Genomic DNA, 21,658 nt, shown 5'->3' on the forward strand with positions numbered 1-21,658 from the left:
GATCGCGGTTTCTCAATGGGTCCCTTTCATCCGCGATCAGAGATCGCGGCCACACGACTGCCACAGTTGTGGCAACCCGCCACCTCGCCCTTGTTGCGTGCCCGCGATCTGTGATCGCGGTTTCTCAATGGGTCCCTTTCATCCGCGATCAGAGATCGCGGCCACACGACTGCCACAATTGTGGCAACCCGCCACCTCGCCCTTGTTGCGTGCCCGCGACCCGTGATCGCGGTCCTCTGACGATGCCGTCCATCCGCGATCAGAGATCGCGGGCACACGACTGCCACAATTGTGGCAACCCGCCACCTCGCCCTTGTTGCGTGCCCGCGATCTGTGATCGCGGTTTCTCGATGGGTCCCTTTCATCCGCGATCAGAGATCGCGGCCACACACATGACCCCGTCCGTTTACGCCGCCGCGGTGGCCGACCCCGCCGCGGCCAACTGCTCCGCGCGCGACCGGATGTCCCAATCGTCATGCGCCAACAACCGCGGTAGATCGAAACGGATCGCCTGCGGCGGCAACGTCAGGCGATAGTGCCCGCCGCCGTCGTTCTCGATCAACCCGTCGGCTTTCTGTCCGGCAGCGCTCAACTCGCGTCGTAACTGGTAGAGGTACTTGATTTGATTCTCGCCCGTCTCGATGTCGTGCTTGGCGATCCAGCCGTCGCGCGTCAACAAGCGCGCCGCCGCCAGCGCCAGCAGGTACTTGAAGCTCTTGGCGCGCAGCATCACCGTCCGCCCGGCCAGTTGCACCGACATGCGGGCCCGGCAGGCGGCACCGTCGAGACATAGAATGGGTGACATGGAAACCTCCCCTCCGCCGGTCGTGGACAAGGCGGAGTCAACCGGTGTGTTGTTTGTATCTGATGGGGATCTGTCTTCTCTCTGTGCCTGCACCCAGCGACGGCAGCGCTGCAGGATGCGCTCAATGAGCGGCCCCGGCGTCAGACCGGCCAGATCGTCGGCGGCGCGTGACGCCAGCACCGCCGGGTGATCCCAGCCGCGCGCGATCAAATCGAGCAGCGTCTGACGCGGCAGAATCGTCGCCAGCGCCTCGATCAGCGCCGATGCGCTTTGACGCACACCGTGGCGGGTCTCGAAGGCCGCGCGCTGCAGATCGGCAACGAGGAACGCCGTCTCGGGGAGCGTCGTCGCCAGCGCCGCCGTCGTCTCGAAAATCCACGAGATCGTGTCCGCCACCGGTTCGAGGCGTCCGATCGGCAACCGGAACTCATGCTCCAGTTCGGGTGTGGGACGGCCGCCCGCCCAGTCATCCAGAACCAGCGCCGTCAACATCGCCCGCCCCTGCGCAGCGGCATTGGGGAAGTGGACCGTGAGCGCCTCGGGTGCCCGGACGAAACGGCGCTCGATCGCCGCCACGAATTCCTCGCCGAAACGTGCCCGCCACAACGCCGCGATCGGGTCGGCGCCGTGGGTACAGCGCCGCACATTGGTCATCAGACGGGCGTCGGCGGCCTCGGGCAGAGTGGAGAAAAACGCCGACCACAGCGCCGGATCGAAATCGCTGCATGCCGTCAACGCCCGCACGACTGCGGCCGCCGTGTCGATGCCGATCCCGGATGACGCCACCATCGATCCACGCGGCGTGGGAAAGAGATGGTTGTCGCCGTCCCGGCATACCAATCCGGTTGCGATCAGGCGGTCGAGTGCGGCGGCCCAGGGATCGACGCCATCTCCAACCGTAGGGGCGTATTGCCATACGCCCCCACGATCCTGGCCAAAGGGGGAACGATCGGCCAACGCTCGCGCCTCGTCGAGCGACCGTGTCAGCCCGGAAACGATCCAATCCAGAAGACGCCGTTCCGCCGGAAATGCGCCGGGGAAGCCGTTGCTTTTGTCGGGGCTCCTGTAGGGGCGGGGCTCAGACCCGCCCGTGTCCGTCTCCGGCGCGATGTACGCCTGCCACAACAGATCGGCCTCGCAGGGTGTGCGGCCCCAGAGAATCCCGCGTCCGATCTGATCGGGTCGTCCCAACCCGAGGCGACCGGCACGTCCCGCCATCCCGGCGAATTCGAGTCGTTCGAGGGGAACAGGGAGAACCCGACCGGCATAGGCACCGCCGGAGTACTTCTCCGCATCGACAAAGACCGTCGTCGCCGGCAGATGGATTCCCCAAGCGAGCGTCCCGGTGCAGAAGAGAACCGATATCCGCCCGCCCACAAACAGCGATTCGACCAGTGCCCGCTGATGGCGCGTCAGATCAGCATGATGCACGCCGACGCCGCGCGTCAGCCATCCGGCCAGGGGCGCCGCCAATCCCGGCCCGCTCTCCAATTGCCAACACTCATCCTCGTTGAGAGAATCACCCGCCATCCGCCGTTCGGCCAGCGCACCGGCCCGACGGTGGCACTCCGCCTTCGAGGGACAAAACACGAGAATCCGTTCACCGCGCTCTGCCAGCGTATTGAGGAGCACCAATGGTCGTTCGGCTTCCGGCACGGCGGTATCCCAGGGGAGGGGTTCATCACCGATCTCGCTGGAGTTGTGCTCCCGGAAATGAAAACGGCCTTCATGCAGAACACCCAGGCGCAGCTCCACCGGACGGCGATGCACGGTTTGAACCGGCGCGCGCAGGTACGCCGCCACCGCCTTTGCCTGCGGCAGATGCGCGGTCAGAAGCAGCACACGCGGCGCCTGGGCCGCCGCGGCCATCGCATCCAGAATCGCCGCCACCACCGGGCCGCGCTTGGGATCGCCCAATAGTTGCGGCTCATCGAGAATCACCAAGTCGACCGTGGCCAGTAAATCGAGATGGGTGACGAGCAGACTGTGCCATTTCTCATACACCGTCACCGCGACATCGAAATCGCCGCGCCGCAGACGGGCATCGTCGGCGCGCTGGTCGCGCGTCGACACCACCACGCGGAATCCGAGCGGGGGAGAGGCGAAGACCTCACGGAAGCGCCGGTATTTCTGCGCCACCAGCGCCTTGAGCGGCGCGACATACACCACCTTGCGACGCCGCGTTAAGGCCGCCGTCGCCGCCATCTCCGCCAGAAACGTCTTCCCCGAGGAGGTCGGCGCCATCACGATCAGACTGCCGTTGCCGAACAGATCAAACTGCCGGACCGCATCGGCCTGCCAGTCGAGCAGCTCCGGCCCGATCGTCGCCGTCCACCGTTCGATGAACGCCGGCGGAATGCCGAACTCCTGCAGCCGCGCCATTTTCATCGGGGATTTCTCCACCGCGTCTTTGCGTCATTTGGGCACGGCGTGCCGTGCCCGGCCGCACCGACGCATTGGTGTGGTACAGGGGCGGGGTTTCCCCGCCCTTGTTTGGATCCGGGCACGGAGACCGCACCCCTACAAAGGCCGCCCTGTCGCTTCACCCGCATTCCCCTGCACCGCAGATCGTGCAGACATCGCACCCGCCGCGACGCGCCAACATCCCGCCGCACTCGCGGCAGAAGGCCCGACCACAATGCGTGCACAGCCAGCGCGTGACCGCGCCCACAACGCTCCCCGAAACCAACGGCGTTCCGCACAGACACACAGGCCCGTACACTTCCTTCGGGGAGGCAAACCAACCGGCCACCGCTGCGGCGACCGCAACCGATCCTGGCGACGACATGACATCACTCCTTGACTGTGGTCCAAACCCTGAGTCCCCGCTGGGGCCCCCAAGTATCTATACGGACGATACTGAACAAATGTTCAGACGTCAAGGGCAATTTGCGGAATCGGAACAAGGAAGTGACATGGTCGGCGTAAGTCGTTGTGTGCAAACAGGCACCCTGCCGCAGTCGTCGGGATGATCAGATCGGGCGCTGGGCTGCATCTACCGAATACCACTTGACCGGCCCATCGGAAGTCTTATCATGTTTGCACCAACGTGCGGTGAGGGAACGCCGCTTCGGTGGGTGCGGAACTCGTCTGCGCGCTTCTGCCCCTGCGGTATCTTCACCGGTTCTTGCTTGGTCCGCCGTTCACGAACACATACCCCACAGCCGGAGGGCTGACAACATGAAGAAGAGAATGGGCTTCGCAGGCCGCGCCACAAGCGTGGCATGTCTGACGTGCATCCTGTTGACAGTGGCGTCCGCAGGTCCCGTACGGGCTGATTCTGCCAGCGGCCACAGAGTCACCATCGCGCCCGTGGCGCAGGCGAGTTGGGATCAGCTCAGGGAGATGGAGATTCTGGCGCCGGCGCCTGACGGGGTCTTGCAAGAGGCGCCGTTCATGCCGGCGCCGCATGCGCAATTGTCGGCCTACATCGAAGAGCGACCGACGGTCGCCGACGTGCTCAGGCAAGAAGCAGCGATGATGCCCCCGCTGGGAGTCAACTTCCAGGCGTTGCCCGACAACGGCACAGTCATCCCTCCCGACACGCATGGCGCCGTCGCGACTGGTCACGTGATGACCATGCTCAACAGCCAGGTGCGCATTCAGAACCGCACCGGCGGCGTGATCAGCACCGTCGGTCTGACGACATTCTGGGCGCCTGCCGGGGGCAGCGGGTTCTTTGATCCCCGGATCATCTTCGATCCCGAAGCCGATCGCTGGCTGGCCACGTGCCTGTCGAATTCACGGTCGGCGGCCTCCTCAGTGCTCTTCGCCATCAGCGCCACCGACAATCCCACCGGAACCTGGACCTACTATCGCATCGACGCCGACCCCACCGACGTCGACTGGGCCGATTTCCCCGACATCGGCTGCAACCTGACCTGGATTGCCATCACCAACAACATGTTCACTGTCGCCGCCGATGCATTCAGCGGCCGTGCCATGTGGGTGATCGACAAGTCGACCGCTCTCGCCGGCGGTGCCCTCACGTTTATGTTCTATCCGGTCGGTTCCGACGCCTTTGGCGGGTATAGTGGCGGGACGCTTCGCGTCTGCCAGACCTTCGGGGCCGAACCGAAACTCTACATCGTAGATCACTACTGGATGATCGGCGGGACTCACGTCATGCGCCTGACCGAAATCACCGGCACCGGTCCGGCACCGGTGTGGTCGGCAACGCCCGGCTCGGCGATTCCCGGTTACCCCGGCACCGGCTGGTTCAATATCGCCAACGACTTTGACTGGACACACATCGACGCCTCCCAGTTGGGGACGGCGGTACGGATTGAGACCAATGACTATCGGATGCTCAATGCGGTGTATCGCAACGGTCACATTTGGTGCACGCACACAGGCGGCCTCCCCGTCGGTGCCGTCGACCGGACCGCCGTGTTCTGGTACGAGATCAACCCCGCCGCCATGCCGACGCCGATCGTGCAGTCCGGCGTGCTCGACGGTGGACCGGACGTTCACTACTTCTTTCCCAGCATCACTGCTAACGCCAACAACGACGTCCTGATCGGTTTCTCGCGCTCCGACCCGACGCGATACGCCGAGGGTGTCTATACCGGACGGATGGCCGCCGACCCGCCCGGGACGATGGGCGCGATCACGGTCTTGAAAGCCGGGGAGGATTCCTACGAGAAATACTTCAGCTCGGGCCGGATTCGTTGGGGCGACTACAGCGCCACCGTCGTCGACCCGGTCGATGATCTCTCCTTCTGGACGATCCAGGAGTACGCCGCCCCGGACGTCGGGCCGAATCCCACCGACGACCGCTGGGGCACGTGGTGGGGGCGCGTGTCCGATGACTACGACAGCGACGGCATTCCGGACGCCACCGACAACTGTCCGACGACCTACAATCCCGGACAGGAAGACGGCGATGGCGACGGCTTGGGCGATGTGTGCGACAACTGCCCGGCCATTGCCAATCCCACCCAGTCCGACGGCGATGGTGACGGTGTCGGCGACGCCTGCGACAATTGTCCGCTCGTGGCCAATGCCAACCAGGCCGATGCCGAGGGCGACGGGGTCGGCAATGTCTGCGACAACTGCCAGTTTGTCGCCAATCCCGATCAGACGGATACGGACACAGACGGACGCGGCGACGTGTGCGACAACTGTCCCACGGTTGCCAATCCCACCCAAGTGGATGCCGATGGTGACGGGATCGGCGACCTCTGCGACGAATGCACCGACTTCGATGGCGACGGCTACGGCAATCCGGGATACCCGGCCAACACCTGTGCCGTCGACAACTGCCCCTTCGATCACAATCCACTGCAGGCCGATTTCGACGGCGACGGCGTCGGTGACACATGCGACGAATGCACCGATACCGACGGCGATGAGCTCGGGAATCCCGGTTTTCCCGCCAATACCTGCGCGCTCGACAACTGTCCCAATACCTACAATCCATACCAAGACGACCAGGACGCCGATGGCGTCGGCGACGACTGCGACAATTGTCCCGGCTCGGCCAATCCCGCGCAGGCCGATGGCGATGCCGACGGCGTCGGCGACATCTGCGACAACTGCCCGGCGGCCGCCAATCCCACGCAGGCGGACGGTGACGGCGACGGGGTCGGCGATGCGTGCGACAATTGCCCGGTGCTCGCCAATCCGTCGCAGACCGACGGTGACGGCGACGGGGTCGGCGATCTCTGCGACAACTGCCCGTACTTCCCCAACCCCGACCAGATCGGCTGCATCTGCCATGGTGACCCGGTGTGCGACGGGGCCGCCAACGTCCAGGACGTCGTTGCGACTGTCGGCGTCGCCTTCCGCGGGGTGTCGCCCACGCTTGATCCCTCGTGCTCGCATTCTCCCGGTGGACGGACCGATCTGAACTGTGATGGGGTCGCCACCGTGATCGACGTCGTGCGCATGGTCGATGTCGCCTTCCGCGGAGTTGATCCGGGGGCGCAGATCTGCAACCCTTGCGCTTGCAACCCGTACCCAACCGGGTGCCCGTAGACGCGCCGGTGTCGCGGGCGAATCACAGGGGCACGGCTCACGGGGCCGTGCCCCTCTCCTTTGTGTTGTTTGACAAGTGCCACTCTCATATCATCCTCGTGGATTTTCGTAGGGTACGTATTGCGATACGCCCCTACGGTCCGTGAGTTACGCGTGGGCTTTTCCGATGCTGTACACCCTCCGCATCAAGAACTTCGCGATCGTCGAATCGCTGGAAATCCCATTCGAGGGCGGCCTGAGCGTCTTCACCGGCGAGACTGGGGCTGGGAAGACGATTCTGGTTGAGGCGATCCGTTTTCTCCTCGGGGGCAGGACCGGCGTCGAGATGGTTCGTACCGGCGCCGACGGGGCAGTGGTCGAGGCGCAGTTCGACGCCGTGAAGAACGCGCCTGTCGCCGGGATCGATGCCGATGCCATCGCCGTGCCGTTCTGGCTGCGACGCGAGTTGTCGCCGACTGGCACGGCGCGCGCCTTCCTGAACAACCGTCAGATCACCCGCACCGCGCTGCAGGCACTCGGCGAGCATCTGGCCGATCTCTGCGGCCAGCACCAGCACCAGGTGCTCCTCGATCCCGAACGGCATGTCGAATGGCTCGATCGCTATGCGGGCAATGGCGATTGGCTCGCGGAACTGGCGACGGAATGGACCGCGCTCGCTGAGGCGCGTCGCCGTCAGATCGCGCTCGCCGTGACGCTGACCGAACGACGCCGCCAGGAAGAACTACGTCGCTTTCAGTTGACAGAACTGCGTGCCGCCAATGTGCAGCCGGACGAGGACGAGCGACTCAGGACGGAGGCAACGGTCTTGAAGAACGCCCGCCGTCTCGCTGAAGCCGCCGAGTCGGCGCTGACCGCTTTAACTGAAGACGAGCAAGCCACGGAGACCGTCTTGGGCCGTCTGCGACGCGAGGCGGAGAATTGCCGTTCACTCGATCCTCGCTGGGAGATGATCCTCGAACCGCTCACCGCCGCGCTCGATGCCACCACTGAGACCATTCGCGCCCTCGCGGCCTATCGTGAGCAGTTGACCTTCGACCCGACCCGGCTCGATCAGATCGAATCCCGTCTGGCCGAGTTGCACCGACTGAAGAGCAAGTATGGCGGTTCGTGTGCATCGGTGGGTGAAGCGCTGCTCCGGCTCGAAGGCGAAGAACATGACAACGACTCGCTCGAACGGCAGATTGCGCAAAGCAGGGAGTCCGTGCTGGCAGGGGAACGGGAAGTCCTGCGACTGGCAACCGAACTCACCGCGGGTCGTCGCGATGCCGCCTTGGCCCTCGGCAAGACGGTAACGGCCGCCATCGCGCGGCTCGGCATGGCCGGAGCACGCATCGACGTGGAGCTCACGCCGCACACGGACGGAGAGCTCGCGATCACGACCGGACAGGGGACCGTTCACATCCATGCCGACGGTGCCGAGCGGGCACGGTTCCTTTTCGAGGCCAATCCGCGCGAGGGATTCAAGCCGCTCGACAAGATCGCCTCGGGCGGCGAGTTGTCGCGTCTCCTGTTGGCATTCAAGTCGATCACCGCAGCACCCGGCGATGCCACCTTGTCGATCTTCGATGAAATCGACGCCGGTCTTGGCGGTCAGACCGCCCACATGGTCGCGGAACAAATCCACACCCTGGCCCGCACGTCACAGGTCTTTCTCATCAGCCACCTGCAGCAATTGGCGGCGGTCGCCGATCAGCACTACCGCATCACCAAGAAGACTATCGGTGGACGTGCGCGTGTATCGATCACACGCCTCGACGAGGAAGAACGTGTCCGTGAACTCGCTCGCATGGTCGCCGGCGATGCGGTCACCGAACGAACGCTCCAGTTCGCATCGGAGTTGACGCAGCCGCGCCCCTCGCCCCGCAAGCGACGGTAGACGCCCTCTGCGCCTGCCCGCAATCTGCAATCGCGGCCGACATGTCAGGAGCACAGGGCTCCTGACCTACGTGTGTTCTCCCTCGGAAAGGAGCGTCGCAACCTCTCCCTCCGGGAGAGGTCGATTCGGCCCAATAGGGCCGAATCGGGTGAGGGAATCCCGTGTGCCCGCGATCTGTGATCGCGGACGATGGCTTCGTCCGCACAGAACACGGCCGGGCGACAATCCCTGTAGCCCGGCCGTCATGACCTGCGCTGTCAATCACTACTACTTCAGCAACACCATCTTCTTCGTGTCGCTCGTGCCGCCGGCGATGAGACGATAGAAGTACATCCCCGATGCCACTGTCTGCCCGCGCTCATCACGGCCGGTCCATGAGACCTCGTGCGGTCCGGCGCTCTCAAACCGGTCGACGAGTGTCGTTACCCGCCGCCCGAGGACATCGAACACATCCAGCCGCACCGGACCGTCGTCCGCCAGTGAATAGGTGATGGTCGTCGCGGCATTGAAGGGATTCGGGATGTTGGTCCCCAGCCCAAACGGCGCCATGGCCTCGGCCCCCGCGAGATTGCGCACGCCGAGGTGCTTGTACACAACGCAATCCTGGCCGACCGCCGGCATCTGCGTGCAGGTCCGCGCGGTGAGCGCCAGGGTCCGCACCTCGCCTTCGTTCCACGGTCCGAGCATCTCCATCAGCTTGGCGCGGTCGAAATAGAACACCATGTCGTCATAGCCATCCGGACCCCGATCCGTGCATTCGCACTTTCCCGACTCGCGCGAGACCAGCGGGCGGGCAATGTCGCGATACTCGTATTTGAATGGCGCCATCCCTTCCAGACGGATCGATCCCGAGTCGAGACAGTGGGCATCGAAGTTCTCGCTCCCCAGTACGGCGACCGGGAGAGCCGGCAGCGGGGGCATCGCCCTGGCCGACATCGGTCGCAAGCTCACCAGGTCCATCTCCCGCAACGGCGGGCTGATCAGGTTCGGGCATGCCCTCGGCAGGATGTCGATGTCGATGGTCAGCGTCGGCAGGAAGTCGAAGCTGAGATCATCAAGGACCCACACGCAGACCCCTGCGAGATCAATCACAAACGTGGATATCCCACCGTTGGATTGCACTTCAATCGGCTGAAGGTTCGCGCTCAGCACGATGCTGCCCGAATCCACGGCCACGCCGCTGGAATTGCGCGCGATGAAATGGAGTGTCTTCCCCGCATCGGTGTTGCTGCCCACGAGGGCCGAGGCCCTGCGCACAGGCCGGGAGAACATCAGTACCTCCGGTCCGCGCGGCACGCCGCTGTCGCTCAGGAACGCATTACAGTTGAACGCCAGGAAATTGGGCTGTGAGTACCCATTGACGTGGAAGTTGCCGCAATCATCCAGAACAGCCCCACCATCCTTCCCGCCCGGACCCATGAATCGGACTTCCTGACCGGCGTACTCATTGCGCAGCGCCACAGTCTGGACAAAGAGGCACGGCCTCACCGTGTCATCGAAATTGATGAACACGTCGCTGTTGGGAACTGCGTCAATCGCGCGCGGCCGGCTCGTCGGCCAATCCGGGAGATCCCCGGTGACAACCACGCCGTTTTCCACGGCATCCGTTGTTTGGGCGAACGCCGATCCGGGCGCCACCGCGATGCCGAACGTGAGAAGCAGAGTGACCACAATCGCCTTTCGCATGCTGACCTCCCCCGTCCCGCTCGCAGCGGAACGGACTTCGGTGGTGAGGGTGAGATGTTGCCGTTCGAACCGATCCCGTCAGTAACTCGACATGAACACGCGACCGGTCCGCGTAGCGCGCACCGGCCAACGTGCTTTTACGTGGCGCACGCAGCGATGTTGCACGTCGTTGTCATCTCTTAACAGAGCGACCCGAGTTCGGCAGTGTCTCCATACATGAAGTGTCACTTCAACACTCTCGCGCATCCGTCGTGACAGCAATGGACAAGCCCCGAATCTCCCACCGCCCGACTCGTTCATACCCACTTTCCCGGTCTTCGTTTTCGACCCCGCTTCGGGGGTGATTGTCTCAGGACCGGGAAGGGTGGGAGGCGGTGTGACGCGATCGCCGATCGCGCACGGCCGCAGAATGATCCATGAGCATACTGATCGGTTCCTTGTCTGCCCGGCCGCTACGCTTCAGCGAGCAACAAGACGCGGTCTCTGGTGATGGGTACCGCGATCTGATTGAGCAGATCAACCAGCGCGTTCGTCCACCGGCGCCGGTGACCCCAGACGACGTCCACATTCGTGCGCTGCGTCTCGTCTCCGATGACGTCAACGATCACGGCGGCCGCTTTCCGCGTGAGGAGCACGACCGGCTGTCCGCGCTCTTGATTGACACCCCGGTCCTGGTCGGGCATGACCGCACCCGGCTCCCGGTGGCCCGCAACTTCGCCGCCCGCTGCGTCTCCGAAGGGGATCGCCAGTGGATCGAAGTCTGGTTCTATTGGCTGCGGGGCGATGGACCGTTTCAGGATCAACTGGCGGGCGACATCGATGCCGGCGTGGTCAAGGAGGGCTCGATCGGCTTTGAGTTTCGGCGTCCGCAATGCTCGATCTGCGGTCGCGACATCCGGACCTGCGAGCATATCCCCGATCAGGAGTACATTGGAGACGACGGCACCCTCCGCACGGCCCATTACGAATACCGCGACATCGTCCGTGTCTTGGAGACGTCGCTGGTCTACCGCGGTGCGACACCGGGGACGCACTTTGCGCGTCCGCCGCTGTTCGGCAAGCCGCACGTTGAGTCGCCAGCACTGTCCGGTCCTGCCGGTGCTGTCGGTGACGCAATCATGGCGCGCTCGCTTTACCTCTACAGCACGGGCGGCCGTCCACAGCAGGCGTTTCGACTCCCTCTCCGGGTGTCTCTTCACGCGCGGTGCCGCCGTTCACCGTTCGCACGGCGGCGTCGTGCCATCGGACTCGCCCTCCGTGCGATCTATGGCAACGGCACGTCGCCATGGGGAAGGAGCACGTCGTGAGCCGAACGGCCAAATCGAGCCCAAAGTACACTCCCGTCTCCTGGTGGCGACCGGCGTTGACGGTCCTGGTCGTCGTCACCAGTGCCCTGGCTGCCTATTACACGACGGTCTATGGCATTCGCCTGACCGTCACCGAGAAGGCCGATCGGGTCACCGTGGACCAGATTGACCGACGCTTGGTCGAAATCGAGACAACGTTGCGCACTGATGTGGCCCGTCGCCGTGATCTGGCGTCGTTGGAAACGGCGCTCGACGCCCGGCTGACGCGCATCGAAACCCTCTTGGAGGAAAGGAGAATGTCACGGTGATCGTCCCCGAGGCAGCACCCGTCCCCACGGTCGATCGGGCCTTGCGCGGCGCAACCGACAAGACACCCGCGCCATCGGCCGAAGAAAACTGGCAGACGCTGCGAACTCTGCTGCGGGAACGGATCCGTCGCCGCTGGCTGGCTTTGTCCCGTCTGTCCCCGGAGGCGTATCCCGGCGAGGTGCTGGAGGCGCGATTGTCGGCGATCGCCGACGACGGCATGGCGCTCTGGCGCTGCGCCGAGGGCCTCGATCGCGCCCTCGATGTGGCTTTCGCGCCGCGGGCCTGTCGCTGCGGTCGCGACATCACTCCGGCCAAGACGACTCCCGCTCCGCACTCAGACGAGTTCAAGGTTCGTTGACCGGGAGGCGATCCGCGATCGGAGATCGCGGGGACGCACCACGACACGCATGTCACCTGTAACGTCACTGCGATGCGATAGGAGGATCCTTTGACTGTTCGCGATCACAATCTGGAATCGATCGGCGAGGTCTTCGCCACATTCAAGGTCAAGCAGACCGGCGGCGTGGACGATCTCACCGACGCACACATTGGCAAGGCGGTCACGTCAACCGACTCCCATGAGGTCGGTCCGGGGACCGACGGCGCCATCCTGTTGGGTAAACTCGTCGACCTGACGCTGGAGGACCGCGACACCGGCCAACGGCTGGCCACGGTCCAGATCGGTGGCGTCTGTCGGCTGCCGATCACAACGACGTATCCCGTCGTGGGCAACCGCGTCGTTTGCGGTGCCAATGCGACCGTCAAGCAGGCGCCCGCTCTGGTCGGCAACGACCCTGCCGGCGGCAACATCGCCCGCGGTACGGTCTTGGCCGTCAACGGCACCACCGACTGCACGATCCTGCTCAACTGACATCTGTCAGCATGATGGCGTGCCCGCGATCTCCGATCGCGGTTGACAAAGGGAAGTCACGAGCACAGGGCTGCTGACCTACACCAGTGTAAAGGACACGTATCATGGATCTCGACAAACTCTTCACTGAAACATCCCCCGCACTTCTGGCGCAGGCGACCGCCGAGCCCCGCACCGAGGGGACGGTGGATTTGCGCCGTGCCCAGCAACTGACGATCACGCGCGACACCTACCTCGAAGCCGAGTCCCGGGGATTGACGCTCTCGGAGCTGCTGGAGTCAACCGACTATGACCCATCACCGCTCGATTCGCCATTGGACGCCTTTGAGCGCCAATTGGCCGCGCGCGGCATCCGTGTCGGCGGCGCCAATCCGCTGACCGTCGAGTTGTTCTATCGCGGTGCCCCGGCGTTGCTGCCGGAGTTCATGCTGCGTGAGATTCGTCACGGGCAGTCGCTGCGCCCCGAGCTCAACGGGCTGGTCGGCTCCTCGTCGCATGTCCCCGGCAACCGCTACACGCCGTTCGACATCGAAGCCCAGGCCGGCGATGCCCGCTGGTCGATGCGTCCCGTCGGCGACGGCGCCAATGTCCCGGCCGTCGTCGTGACGGAACGTGTCAATTCGATCGACGTCCGCGACTACGGCCTGGCGCTGAAGGCCTCTTACAAGGCCCTGCGCCACCGCACTACGCCGCAGTTCAAGGTACTTCTGTGGTACATCGGGTATCGCATGCAGGTCGACAAACTGGGAATGCTGGTCGACGTGCTCATCAACGGCGACGGCAATGACAACGCCGCCACGGTCATCAACACCGCGTCCTCCGGCACGCTCGCCTATGCCGACCTCGTCGCCTTCTGGGCCGAGCTGCACCCCTTCGAGATGAACACGATGATCTGCTCGAAGGACAAGATCAAGACGATCCTCACCATGACCGAGTTCAAGGATCCGCTCGCGGGGTTCCGTTTCCAGGGGACCGGCGAACTGGTCAGCCCATTGGGCGCCTCGCTGGTGCGTTCCGATGAGGTCGCCACCGACCGCGTCATCGGGATGGACAAGCGCTTCGCCGCCGAAGAAATCGTCACGCAAGCGCTGACGGTCGAGTACGACAAGATCATCGAGCAGAAGTTCGAGGAGGCGGTCATCTCCGAGTCCGTGGCCTATGCCAAGGTCGTCCCCGATGCCGTCAAGGTGCTCGACTCGGTGTGGACGTAGACGTCTGTCACAAGACATCCCTCGGTGAATCGGTAGGGGCGACCCGGTGGGTCGCCCTCTTTCCTCCGCCACCAAAGGGCGAGGCACCGCCTCGCCCCTACGCCGTTGCCGGTTACCGGAATCCCAGAAACGGAACCACCATGATTCACGCGCTGATCGACACCAGCACAGCCGCCGCCCCAACCGGTCTGGCGACGCAGCACAAGCTCTTCCGCGTCGAGAAGGGACCATTCGCCGGTCGGCTCTTGGCGCTGTTTGCGCGGACGCCGACCAACCTGGCGCTGTCGTACACGAGCGACCCATACACGTCATGGCTCGACCCCGGCGATTTCGTCACCGACGCGGCGGACCTCCCGTTCGACGCGGTCGCCGACGAAAACGCCGACGTCTGGGTGGCGTACACACAGCAGACGACCGGGGCCCTGATCTGTGTCCGGCTGATCTTTGTCAATGGTACCTGGGTGGCGCAGACGCCGGCCACGGTGTACGATTCGCCGAGCTCGACCAACAAACACCCTACGGTTCTGAAAGACATGTACGGCCGGATCTGGGTGGCCTGGACCCGGGAGGACAGCGGCACCTACACGCTGCGCGTGAAATCGTCGTTGGATCTGGGTCAGACATTCGGCAGCGGCCCCACCGACGCCGGCACCGATTTGTCGGGGAACACGTCATCGTGTTACGGCACGCTGATCGCCCGCGCCAACTACATTCACTGCCTGTTCGCGATCGCGGGCACGACCCTGAAGAACCGCGAGATCGAAATCGACGCCGCGCTCTGGAACGCCGCGGTGACGCTGTACACCGGCGCCGGCCTCGGCAGCGACCTCGCCGCCGCGGTCTCCTCCGAGGGTATGCTCGGTGCCCTCTTCGCCGCCGACAGCAAGTTGTACTTGAAGGAATACGACGGCGCAGTCTGGGGCGCGCTCCAGACCGTCAGCACACAACCGGCGGCATCGCCGGCGCTACGGTACATGGGCACGGCGCCCTACGCTCTCTTCCTGCACAATGTCGGCACGGATCAGAACGAACTGTACGAGTCACATCGTGTCGGCAGCTCCTTCGCGGCTCCGACTTCCGTGCTCAGCCAGGCCCAGCCGTTTGCGTCGGTCTTCTGCTTCGACGCCGACGCTGGGACACCATACGCCGACGTCACCACGGCGGCCGCATCAAGCGCCGCCGCCGATGTCTTCCATCCAACGTCCGAAAAGCTGCTCCAAGCGGTCGGCGACGCGGTCTTCCTCGGATCGGACGACCGTTTCAGTTTCATCCGCATTCTGCTGTCGACTGCCGGTGCCGGTGGAGCCGTGACATGGTCATACTGGAACGGGGCGTGGACGGACTTCATCCCTGCCTCCGGCGCGTCGGGCTTCGATGCCGTCAATGACGGCGTCCGGCTGTTCAACGACGGGATCGGAACGCCCGTCGATTGGCAAAAGACCGTCATCAATGGTGCCAATCGCTACTGGATCCGCGCCGTCGTCGGCACGGCATTCACCACCGCCCCGGTCGGAACGCAGCTCACCGCGGTCCCCAACATGAGCGGCGTCGTACCGCGGGTGGCATGAGGGGAGTCGAGCATGGCATTCACATCACCCGAACTCGTACGCGCCCATCTCGACGTTCTCCGTTTGGGAGAAACGCGGATCGACAACCATGGCGTCGTCCTCAACGGGACGACCCCGGTCCAACTCCCGCACACCGGTCTGGTCGAGGGATCGCTCGTTGTGAAGTGCCGCAGGGGAGAGGCACCGACTCGGGAACTCGCTGTCCTGGCCGATGCCTGGGTTTCTTTGTCGCATGACTCACTGGTTCCCGACAGCGTTGTGATTGCTTCCGACAGCTCGCTTGGTGTCGTCTTCCAAGAGAACGTCGACTTCATCGTCGACTACACCGCCGGGCGCGTGCGACGCATCGTCGACGGAGCCATCGGCGGCGGCCAGACGGTTGTCGTATGGTTCGAGTACCACCATGTCTTCACGGCCGGGGATGATTACACCATTACGTACACGTCCGGCCAGTTGGCGCGCCGCAGCACAGGCGCCATCGCCGACGGGCAGTCGGTCCTCGTGGAGTACGCCGTGGCCAATGGCTTTGTCTCCGACGCCGTGATCGAGCAGGCGATGGCCGAATCGGGCGAGGCGGTCCTGGCGATGGTCGATTCACCCGACGAGGAGCAGCCGGCGCCCGCGCTGGTGATCGGCGCCACGCATTGGACGGTGGCGGCCGTGGCGCGGATGCGTGCGGCCGCCGCGCTCGCCTCATCCGCCGCCGACAGCGCCGCGGTGCGGAACATCACCCAGGCCTGGCTCGACCTAGCCGACCGCTATGAGCAATCGGGTCGGCAGTTCCTTTCGCGCTTTGCCGCACCGGTGCCGTCCCTGCAATCGTTGCGCCACGGCTAATCGTCGGCAGAACACTCGATCTCCGCACGATGAGGACAAGGGGCTTCAGCCCCTTGTGGATCTGTGCCACATCGTTGACACGGAGATCGGCAAGACCGCACCCAACCGTAGGGGCACGGCGTGCCGTGCCCACTTGACCGTGTATTATGAACACAACCTACGCCTACCTGACCGGCCGACGTGCCTGGTTTGTGCCCGCCGTCTCCATCTGGGGCGAGCTTGGGGCCGAGACCATCGATGCACTGGCCACCGAAACCGATGATGCCGCCACACGCGTCGTCTTTCAGCGCTTCACGATCGGCGGTATGGCGCAGGACATCGCCTTCTCGGCGCTCACCGACCATCGCGGCAACTCGCTGCCGGATCAGATCGATCATCCCGTCGTGATCCCGGTCGCCAAGAATGCCGTGAGCATCGCTGTCATCGGAACGCCCGGCAACACGTCATTCCGCGTCGGCAAAGGCGAGGCCGCCGCCGAGGATGGCATGGCCGACCTCTGGATCATCGAGGCGGGCTCATGAGCGGGACCGGCCCGATGCGGCTCCCGCCGTGGTCGCAGGTCTGCTCCCTGGGGTTTCGCCTCCGACCTCGCCGACTGGCGGGGTCGCAATCGCGCGAGGCATTCAATGAAATGGGAACTGTTGGAGGATGACCGGTCCGTGGATGTCGACCGCTCAGTTAGTGCCGTTCCCGCACCCCATGAGATCCCCCAAAGACCGCTCTCCTCCGATTCGTCGCATCGTGACCTTGAGCTGGTCGAGCAGCTCCTCGACCGCTGCTGGCGGGAAATCGACTCCAGCGATCTCAACGTCAAGCTGACCGACCTTGTGCGTCTGCTGGAATTCAAGGAGAAGCTCCGTCCGGCCGTCGAAGCGCAGAAGACCTTCTGGGCGATGGTGGACCAAATGCGCCGGGAGGAACTGGCACAGTTCAGTGATGGGTGCCCGGACGAACCAAGACCACCGACTGATGAGGATGACAGCACAAATGACAGTGGACATCATGCAACCGAGGATCACGAGTAGAACGGCGCTGGTGCTCGGCTTCCTGGTGGTCGTTGTGATCGCACCGTCCGGCATTTGCCACGCCGCAACATTCGGCAACACCGGCCTGCAAACCTCGACGCTGAACACCGAGAACCAGATTACGGCGGGACGCTTCGTAGCGCCCTCCGGCGGCACCGCCGACAGCATCACCGTCTACCTCGATTTCGGCGGCGACTACGACGTTTTCAAGATCCGCTGCGCGCTGTACGACTACAATGATGGAACGCCGGCGCTCCTGGATACCTCTGCCGAACTACAGGTCAACTGCGGTGTCATCTGCGTCGACGGCTGGCGGTCTTTTGCCCTCTTGAACCACGCTTCGCTGGTATCGGGCGCGACCTATGATCTGTGCGTCTGGATCAGCTACGGTACCACCGACAATGCCGGAGTACGGGTCAATTCCGGCCAATCCGGCAACTTCACCGATTATCAGAGCGCCACCTACGGCGTTTGGCCATCCACGTTGACCGAATCGACACTCAACGGCTTCCTGATGTCGATCTACTGCACGTACACCCCCGGTGGAACCACCGGCGCACCGTCGCGGCGCCGGCGACTGACAGAAGCTCCGGGTCAGTCTCCGAAACCTGAGTTGTCCCTCGCACAAGCAGGGTATTCACATGATGAAGATTAACGGCGTTCTCCTGATCGCAGCGGCATTCAGCGTCGCGGGGCCGGCCGTCGCGGGAATCGTCCACAATGACGGCACGGCCTATGAGGATTCGCTGGCCGTCAGTTTCCAATTGCTGGACTCGCTCGGCAATCCCGTGCCGCGCTCCTCCGGGGATTCGCTCTGGTTCTTCGTCTACGACCCGGGCGGGACGCTGGTGTACACCGATTCGGCGCGCCTTCTCAGCGACGCCAAGATCACCTACCGGCCGCTGAATTTCCGCGCCAAGAACCTGTCCTTCATGTCCTACAAGCGGGCCATCGCCGACATTGACGGAGCCGGTGTCAACGGCACATACAAATGGACGCTGGTCGCCGGCGATTCGTCGCTGGCCCTGCTGTCAACCTACAACGGGGAGTTCCAAGTTGTAACCCAAGGCAATCTCGCTGGAATTCTCGATTCCATCAACAGGAACTCGATGGTGAGCGGTGATGCCGCTGCCGCCGACAATCTCGAAGCCATGCTCGACGGGACAGGGGGAGTCGACCTCTCGCTGCGCCGTCTGCGAGTCAACAACACCAGCAGCGCCGGGCCAGCCGTCTCGTGCTCGTCACAAGTGACAAGCGCCGCCGGATTCTACACGACGGGAACGCTGGTCGCACCTCACACGGAGGTCATCCGTGTCAAGGCGGGCGGGACTGGGAACCAAAACGGATTCTGGATTTCTGGGTTGGGCAGCGCTCACGGCATCGACATCGATGGCGGCAGTAACGGTAGCGGCATTGTCGCGTATGGATATGGTGCGGGGAGTGGTATCAAGGCACTGTCCCAAACCAGCGGACAGGGAATCTATGCTGCGGCGGGCGGTACTGGCGCGGGATTGCGAGTCGAGTCTTCCAACGGGTCCGCCTTGTATGTCGTCAGCGGCGCGGAATTCGGCGACAACGAACCGGCTGTGAAGATCGAGGTTGTGGAGAATGATTCGGCTGCCGTCGTTCTCTCTTCGTCCACGAAAGTCCCGGCGGGATTTCGCTCCGTTCTGGCGGCGTCGGATTCGATCAACGCCCATGCCCCACACAGCGACAATTGGGCCGCCGTCGGTGGTGGCGGGACCGGGGCGATCCCCTGCACCCTGTCCGTCGCCGCCGTCATCGGGACCGACACTGTGGCCGTCGCGAGTGCCTTCGTACGCGTCTACAATGCCGGCGAGACCGCGACCGCCGCGTTCGGCACGACCGACGCCTCCGGAAGGGCCATCTTCGCGCTGGAGGCGACGACGTACCATGCCTACGGCTACCTCAGCGGATACATCTTCGCGCCCCAGCCGACCATCGTCGCAGTGGGGACCTCAGGGGGGCATGATACGCTGTGGGCCACACCCTTCGATCCCGGCACGCCGGCGACTGCCGAACTGTGCCGTGTCTATGGCTGGGTGTCGAACCTCTCCGGCAACGAACTGTCGGGGGTCATGGTCCGAGCGCGCATTCCCGAGTCGCCGCTGCGATACCAGAATGTTGTCATCTCCCCCTATGAGCGTCAGACGACCACGGATTCTGCCGGGCACTGGTTCATGGACCTGTACCCATCGTCGGTGCTGACGCCCAATTCGACCCGCTACGAGTTCGAAATCCGGCTCGAATCCGGCGCGGTTCTACGCCGCCGGATCAGCGTTCCGGATTCCGCCTCGTGGCTGCTGACCTGGTAATCACTAACCTCTCCCACGGGTTTATCCCGAACGGAGTGAGGGAGAGAGGTCGATCCCTGCCTGCCGGCAGGCACGGCGCCGCAGGCGGATCGGGTGAGGGCGTTCTTCATCTGTTCCCGACGCCACAGGTCCCGAGAAACGGAAATCCATCAATCCGGCGAGAACCCCTGACAGGTTCTGTCACGCCCTACTCGTAACGTAGATCGGGCCACGTGATCCATCCCGTCCGGCTCGGACCTGGCCGGATCGGCACTCCGGATCGCTGAGGGCGCAACCACGAGGGCGGCCCCGCTCACGCAGGCGGGGCCGCTGTCTATTGTGCCCCACCCGAAGGGTGGGACTGACTTTGTCGTCTTCGTTCCGCTCACCATCCCCCAACTCCCGCCTATCGACCCCGCTCCGGGCCGATGCCGAAAGGCATCGCCCCTCCCGCCTCGCTCAACACTTGGACTCTTCGTATATTCGCACCGGGCCGAATGTGCCGATCGTGGCACCCTCCGGACCCGAATCGCTGGGTCGATCATGTCTCTGCCTATTGTCTGCATCATCGGCCGCCCCAATGTGGGCAAGTCGACCTTGTTCAACCGCATCCTGCGCCGCAGGCAGGCGGTGGTCGATCCCACTCCGGGGGTGACCCGCGACCGTCACTATGCCGTGGCCGAGTGGGCCGGGCGGAGCTTCGCGCTCGTCGACACCGGCGGACTGATCCTGCAATCCGATGAAGAAATGACGCGCGCCATCGCGGATCAGGCCCGTCTCGCCATCGAGGAAGCCGATCTGGTCCTGCTCATCCTCGATGGTACCGTGACCGTTCATCCCGACGATGCCGCCATTGCCCGCTTGGTCCTGCGCTCGGGCAAGCCGTCGGTCATGGCAATCAACAAGATCGATGACGAGCGCCGCGACGCCGACGTCTATGAATTCGCCCGCTTGGGACCGATCGAACCGATCGGAATCTCGGCGATGAATGGCCGTGCCATCGGCGATCTGCTCGACTTGGTCATAACGGCACTTCCACCCATGCCGGAGCCGATGGAGGCACCCGATGCACCGATCCACCTGGCGATTGTGGGCCGTCCCAATGTCGGGAAATCATCGCTGGTCAACCGCCTGCTCGGTGCCTCACGCATGATCGTCTCTCCGGTCCCCGGCACCACGCGCGATGCGGTCGACACGGCGCTGGAGTCCGACGGTCGGCAATTCGTGTTGATCGACACCGGCGGCTTGCGCAAGGCGGCGCGCGTGACCGATCAAATCGAATTCTACACGGCGCTACGCAGCATCCGCGCCATCCAGCGCGCCGACGTCGTCTGTGTTCTCCTCGATGCTTCGCAGGAGCTCTCGGTGCAGGACCTGAGGATCGCGACGATGGCCGCCGACTCCGGCTGCGGCGTCTTCTTCGGCGTGAACAAATGGGACCTGATCGAAAAGGACACGGACACCGCCGGAGCCTACGCGAAGGACTTGCAGGCCCGGGCGCAGACATTCGGCTGGGTTCCGGTGCTCTTTCTCTCCGCGCTGACCGGACAGCGCGCCGCCCGAACCCTGGAGTTTGCCGCCACCATCGCCGCCGAACGTTTACGACACATTCCCACACCGGAACTGAATCAGACCGTCCTTGCCGACATCACAGCCAAACCGCCGCCGGCCGTCAAGGGTCGGTTCATCAAGATTCACTACGTCACCCAAGCCCCCGAGCCGCCGCCGACGTTCGTTATCTTCGGGAACCACCCGGAGTTGATCGGAGCACCGTACGAGCGCTATGTGATCAACCGTCTGCGCGAGCGATACGGCTTTGCCGGCGTGCCGATCCGCCTACGCTGGCGCAAGAGGGGAAGATGATCAGAC

The 21,658-nt window shown here is 64.1% G+C and carries 17 protein-coding genes; 14 read left to right on the forward strand and 3 right to left on the reverse strand.

Annotation, left to right across the window (positions count from 1 at the left end; translation table 11 throughout):
• Positions 1 to 406 precede the first annotated feature (406 nt).
• Positions 407 to 3,193: a DEAD/DEAH box helicase gene (locus tag AB1792_11080; GenBank protein MEW5702757.1), complete on the reverse strand. Its 2,787-nt coding sequence runs from the start codon at positions 3,191 to 3,193 to the stop codon at positions 407 to 409.
• 154 nt (positions 3,194 to 3,347) lie between these two features.
• Positions 3,348 to 3,593 (reverse strand): hypothetical protein, encoded by a 246-nt coding sequence (locus AB1792_11085; protein ID MEW5702758.1) that lies wholly within the window; start codon positions 3,591 to 3,593, stop codon positions 3,348 to 3,350.
• 392 nt (positions 3,594 to 3,985) lie between these two features.
• On the opposite strand from AB1792_11085, the gene AB1792_11090 reads away from it, so the two are divergent.
• Positions 3,986 to 6,784 carry a thrombospondin type 3 repeat-containing protein gene (locus tag AB1792_11090; GenBank protein MEW5702759.1) on the forward strand — a complete coding sequence of 933 codons (2,799 nt, stop codon included), beginning with the start codon at positions 3,986 to 3,988 and terminating at the stop codon, positions 6,782 to 6,784.
• Between the two features lie 166 nt (positions 6,785 to 6,950).
• Complete coding sequence (gene recN / locus AB1792_11095; protein MEW5702760.1) at positions 6,951 to 8,660, forward strand: DNA repair protein RecN; 1,710 nt, start codon at positions 6,951 to 6,953, stop codon at positions 8,658 to 8,660.
• 267 nt (positions 8,661 to 8,927) lie between these two features.
• Here recN and AB1792_11100 read toward each other — a convergent pair whose 3' ends face one another.
• Entirely contained in the window at positions 8,928 to 10,346 is a 1,419-nt protein-coding gene (locus AB1792_11100) for a T9SS type A sorting domain-containing protein (protein ID MEW5702761.1), read from the reverse strand.
• Positions 10,347 to 10,762: 416 nt separating this feature from the next.
• Between AB1792_11100 and AB1792_11105 the strand changes: the two genes are divergently transcribed.
• The 12 genes from AB1792_11105 (at position 10,763) to der (ending at position 21,652) form a co-directional block, all read left to right on the forward strand.
• Positions 10,763 to 11,653 carry a hypothetical protein gene (locus AB1792_11105; protein MEW5702762.1) on the forward strand — a complete coding sequence of 297 codons (891 nt, stop codon included), beginning with the start codon at positions 10,763 to 10,765 and terminating at the stop codon, positions 11,651 to 11,653.
• Positions 11,650 to 11,961 (forward strand): hypothetical protein, encoded by a 312-nt coding sequence (locus AB1792_11110; protein ID MEW5702763.1) that lies wholly within the window; start codon positions 11,650 to 11,652, stop codon positions 11,959 to 11,961. Before AB1792_11105 ends, AB1792_11110 begins: the two co-directional genes overlap by 4 nt.
• Positions 11,958 to 12,320 carry a hypothetical protein gene (locus tag AB1792_11115; protein MEW5702764.1) on the forward strand — a complete coding sequence of 121 codons (363 nt, stop codon included), beginning with the start codon at positions 11,958 to 11,960 and terminating at the stop codon, positions 12,318 to 12,320. The genes AB1792_11110 and AB1792_11115 overlap by 4 nt, the downstream gene beginning before the upstream one ends.
• 90 nt (positions 12,321 to 12,410) lie before the next feature.
• Positions 12,411 to 12,833, forward strand: a complete 423-nt coding sequence (locus AB1792_11120) for a hypothetical protein (protein ID MEW5702765.1) — start codon at positions 12,411 to 12,413, stop codon at positions 12,831 to 12,833.
• Between the two features lie 104 nt (positions 12,834 to 12,937).
• Positions 12,938 to 14,044 carry a hypothetical protein gene (locus AB1792_11125; GenBank protein MEW5702766.1) on the forward strand — a complete coding sequence of 369 codons (1,107 nt, stop codon included), beginning with the start codon at positions 12,938 to 12,940 and terminating at the stop codon, positions 14,042 to 14,044.
• Positions 14,045 to 14,184: 140 nt separating this feature from the next.
• Entirely contained in the window at positions 14,185 to 15,612 is a 1,428-nt protein-coding gene (locus AB1792_11130) for a hypothetical protein (GenBank protein ID MEW5702767.1), read from the forward strand.
• Between the two features lie 12 nt (positions 15,613 to 15,624).
• Positions 15,625 to 16,449, forward strand: a complete 825-nt coding sequence (locus AB1792_11135; GenBank protein MEW5702768.1) for a hypothetical protein — start codon at positions 15,625 to 15,627, stop codon at positions 16,447 to 16,449.
• A 146-nt stretch (positions 16,450 to 16,595) separates the two neighbouring features.
• Positions 16,596 to 16,970 carry a hypothetical protein gene (locus AB1792_11140; protein ID MEW5702769.1) on the forward strand — a complete coding sequence of 125 codons (375 nt, stop codon included), beginning with the start codon at positions 16,596 to 16,598 and terminating at the stop codon, positions 16,968 to 16,970.
• A 105-nt stretch (positions 16,971 to 17,075) separates the two neighbouring features.
• Positions 17,076 to 17,474, forward strand: coding sequence for a hypothetical protein (locus tag AB1792_11145; protein ID MEW5702770.1), 399 nt, complete (start codon positions 17,076 to 17,078; stop codon positions 17,472 to 17,474).
• A complete protein-coding gene (locus tag AB1792_11150; GenBank protein ID MEW5702771.1) occupies positions 17,437 to 18,129 on the forward strand; it encodes a hypothetical protein in 693 nt (230 codons plus the stop codon). The genes AB1792_11145 and AB1792_11150 overlap by 38 nt, the downstream gene beginning before the upstream one ends.
• Entirely contained in the window at positions 18,116 to 19,810 is a 1,695-nt protein-coding gene (locus AB1792_11155; GenBank protein MEW5702772.1) for a hypothetical protein, read from the forward strand. The genes AB1792_11150 and AB1792_11155 overlap by 14 nt, the downstream gene beginning before the upstream one ends.
• Before the next feature lie 522 nt (positions 19,811 to 20,332).
• Entirely contained in the window at positions 20,333 to 21,652 is a 1,320-nt protein-coding gene (gene der / locus AB1792_11160; protein MEW5702773.1) for a ribosome biogenesis GTPase Der, read from the forward strand.
• Positions 21,653 to 21,658: the final 6 nt, after the last annotated feature.

This window comes from Candidatus Zixiibacteriota bacterium (assembly GCA_040752595.1).
Lineage (GTDB): Bacteria > Zixibacteria > MSB-5A5 > WJJR01 > WJJR01 > JACQFV01.

What these genes read in the sequence shown, in the direction of transcription:
- der (MEW5702773.1), top strand. Translation starts at nt 20,333, where the DNA reads ATGTCTCTGCCTATTGTCTGCATCATCGGCCGCCCCAATGTGGGCAAG.
- AB1792_11145 (MEW5702770.1), top strand. Translation starts at nt 17,076, where the DNA reads ATGAAATGGGAACTGTTGGAGGATGACCGGTCCGTGGATGTCGACCGC.
- AB1792_11155 (MEW5702772.1), top strand. Translation starts at nt 18,116, where the DNA reads ATGATGAAGATTAACGGCGTTCTCCTGATCGCAGCGGCATTCAGCGTC.
- AB1792_11130 (MEW5702767.1), top strand. Translation starts at nt 14,185, where the DNA reads ATGATTCACGCGCTGATCGACACCAGCACAGCCGCCGCCCCAACCGGT.
- AB1792_11105 (MEW5702762.1), top strand. Translation starts at nt 10,763, where the DNA reads ATGAGCATACTGATCGGTTCCTTGTCTGCCCGGCCGCTACGCTTCAGC.
- recN (MEW5702760.1), top strand. Translation starts at nt 6,951, where the DNA reads ATGCTGTACACCCTCCGCATCAAGAACTTCGCGATCGTCGAATCGCTG.
- AB1792_11085 (MEW5702758.1), bottom strand. Translation starts at nt 3,593, where the DNA reads ATGTCGTCGCCAGGATCGGTTGCGGTCGCCGCAGCGGTGGCCGGTTGG.
- AB1792_11125 (MEW5702766.1), top strand. Translation starts at nt 12,938, where the DNA reads ATGGATCTCGACAAACTCTTCACTGAAACATCCCCCGCACTTCTGGCG.
- AB1792_11080 (MEW5702757.1), bottom strand. Translation starts at nt 3,193, where the DNA reads ATGAAAATGGCGCGGCTGCAGGAGTTCGGCATTCCGCCGGCGTTCATC.
- AB1792_11090 (MEW5702759.1), top strand. Translation starts at nt 3,986, where the DNA reads ATGAAGAAGAGAATGGGCTTCGCAGGCCGCGCCACAAGCGTGGCATGT.
- AB1792_11140 (MEW5702769.1), top strand. Translation starts at nt 16,596, where the DNA reads ATGAACACAACCTACGCCTACCTGACCGGCCGACGTGCCTGGTTTGTG.
- AB1792_11150 (MEW5702771.1), top strand. Translation starts at nt 17,437, where the DNA reads ATGACAGTGGACATCATGCAACCGAGGATCACGAGTAGAACGGCGCTG.
- AB1792_11100 (MEW5702761.1), bottom strand. Translation starts at nt 10,346, where the DNA reads ATGCGAAAGGCGATTGTGGTCACTCTGCTTCTCACGTTCGGCATCGCG.
- AB1792_11135 (MEW5702768.1), top strand. Translation starts at nt 15,625, where the DNA reads ATGGCATTCACATCACCCGAACTCGTACGCGCCCATCTCGACGTTCTC.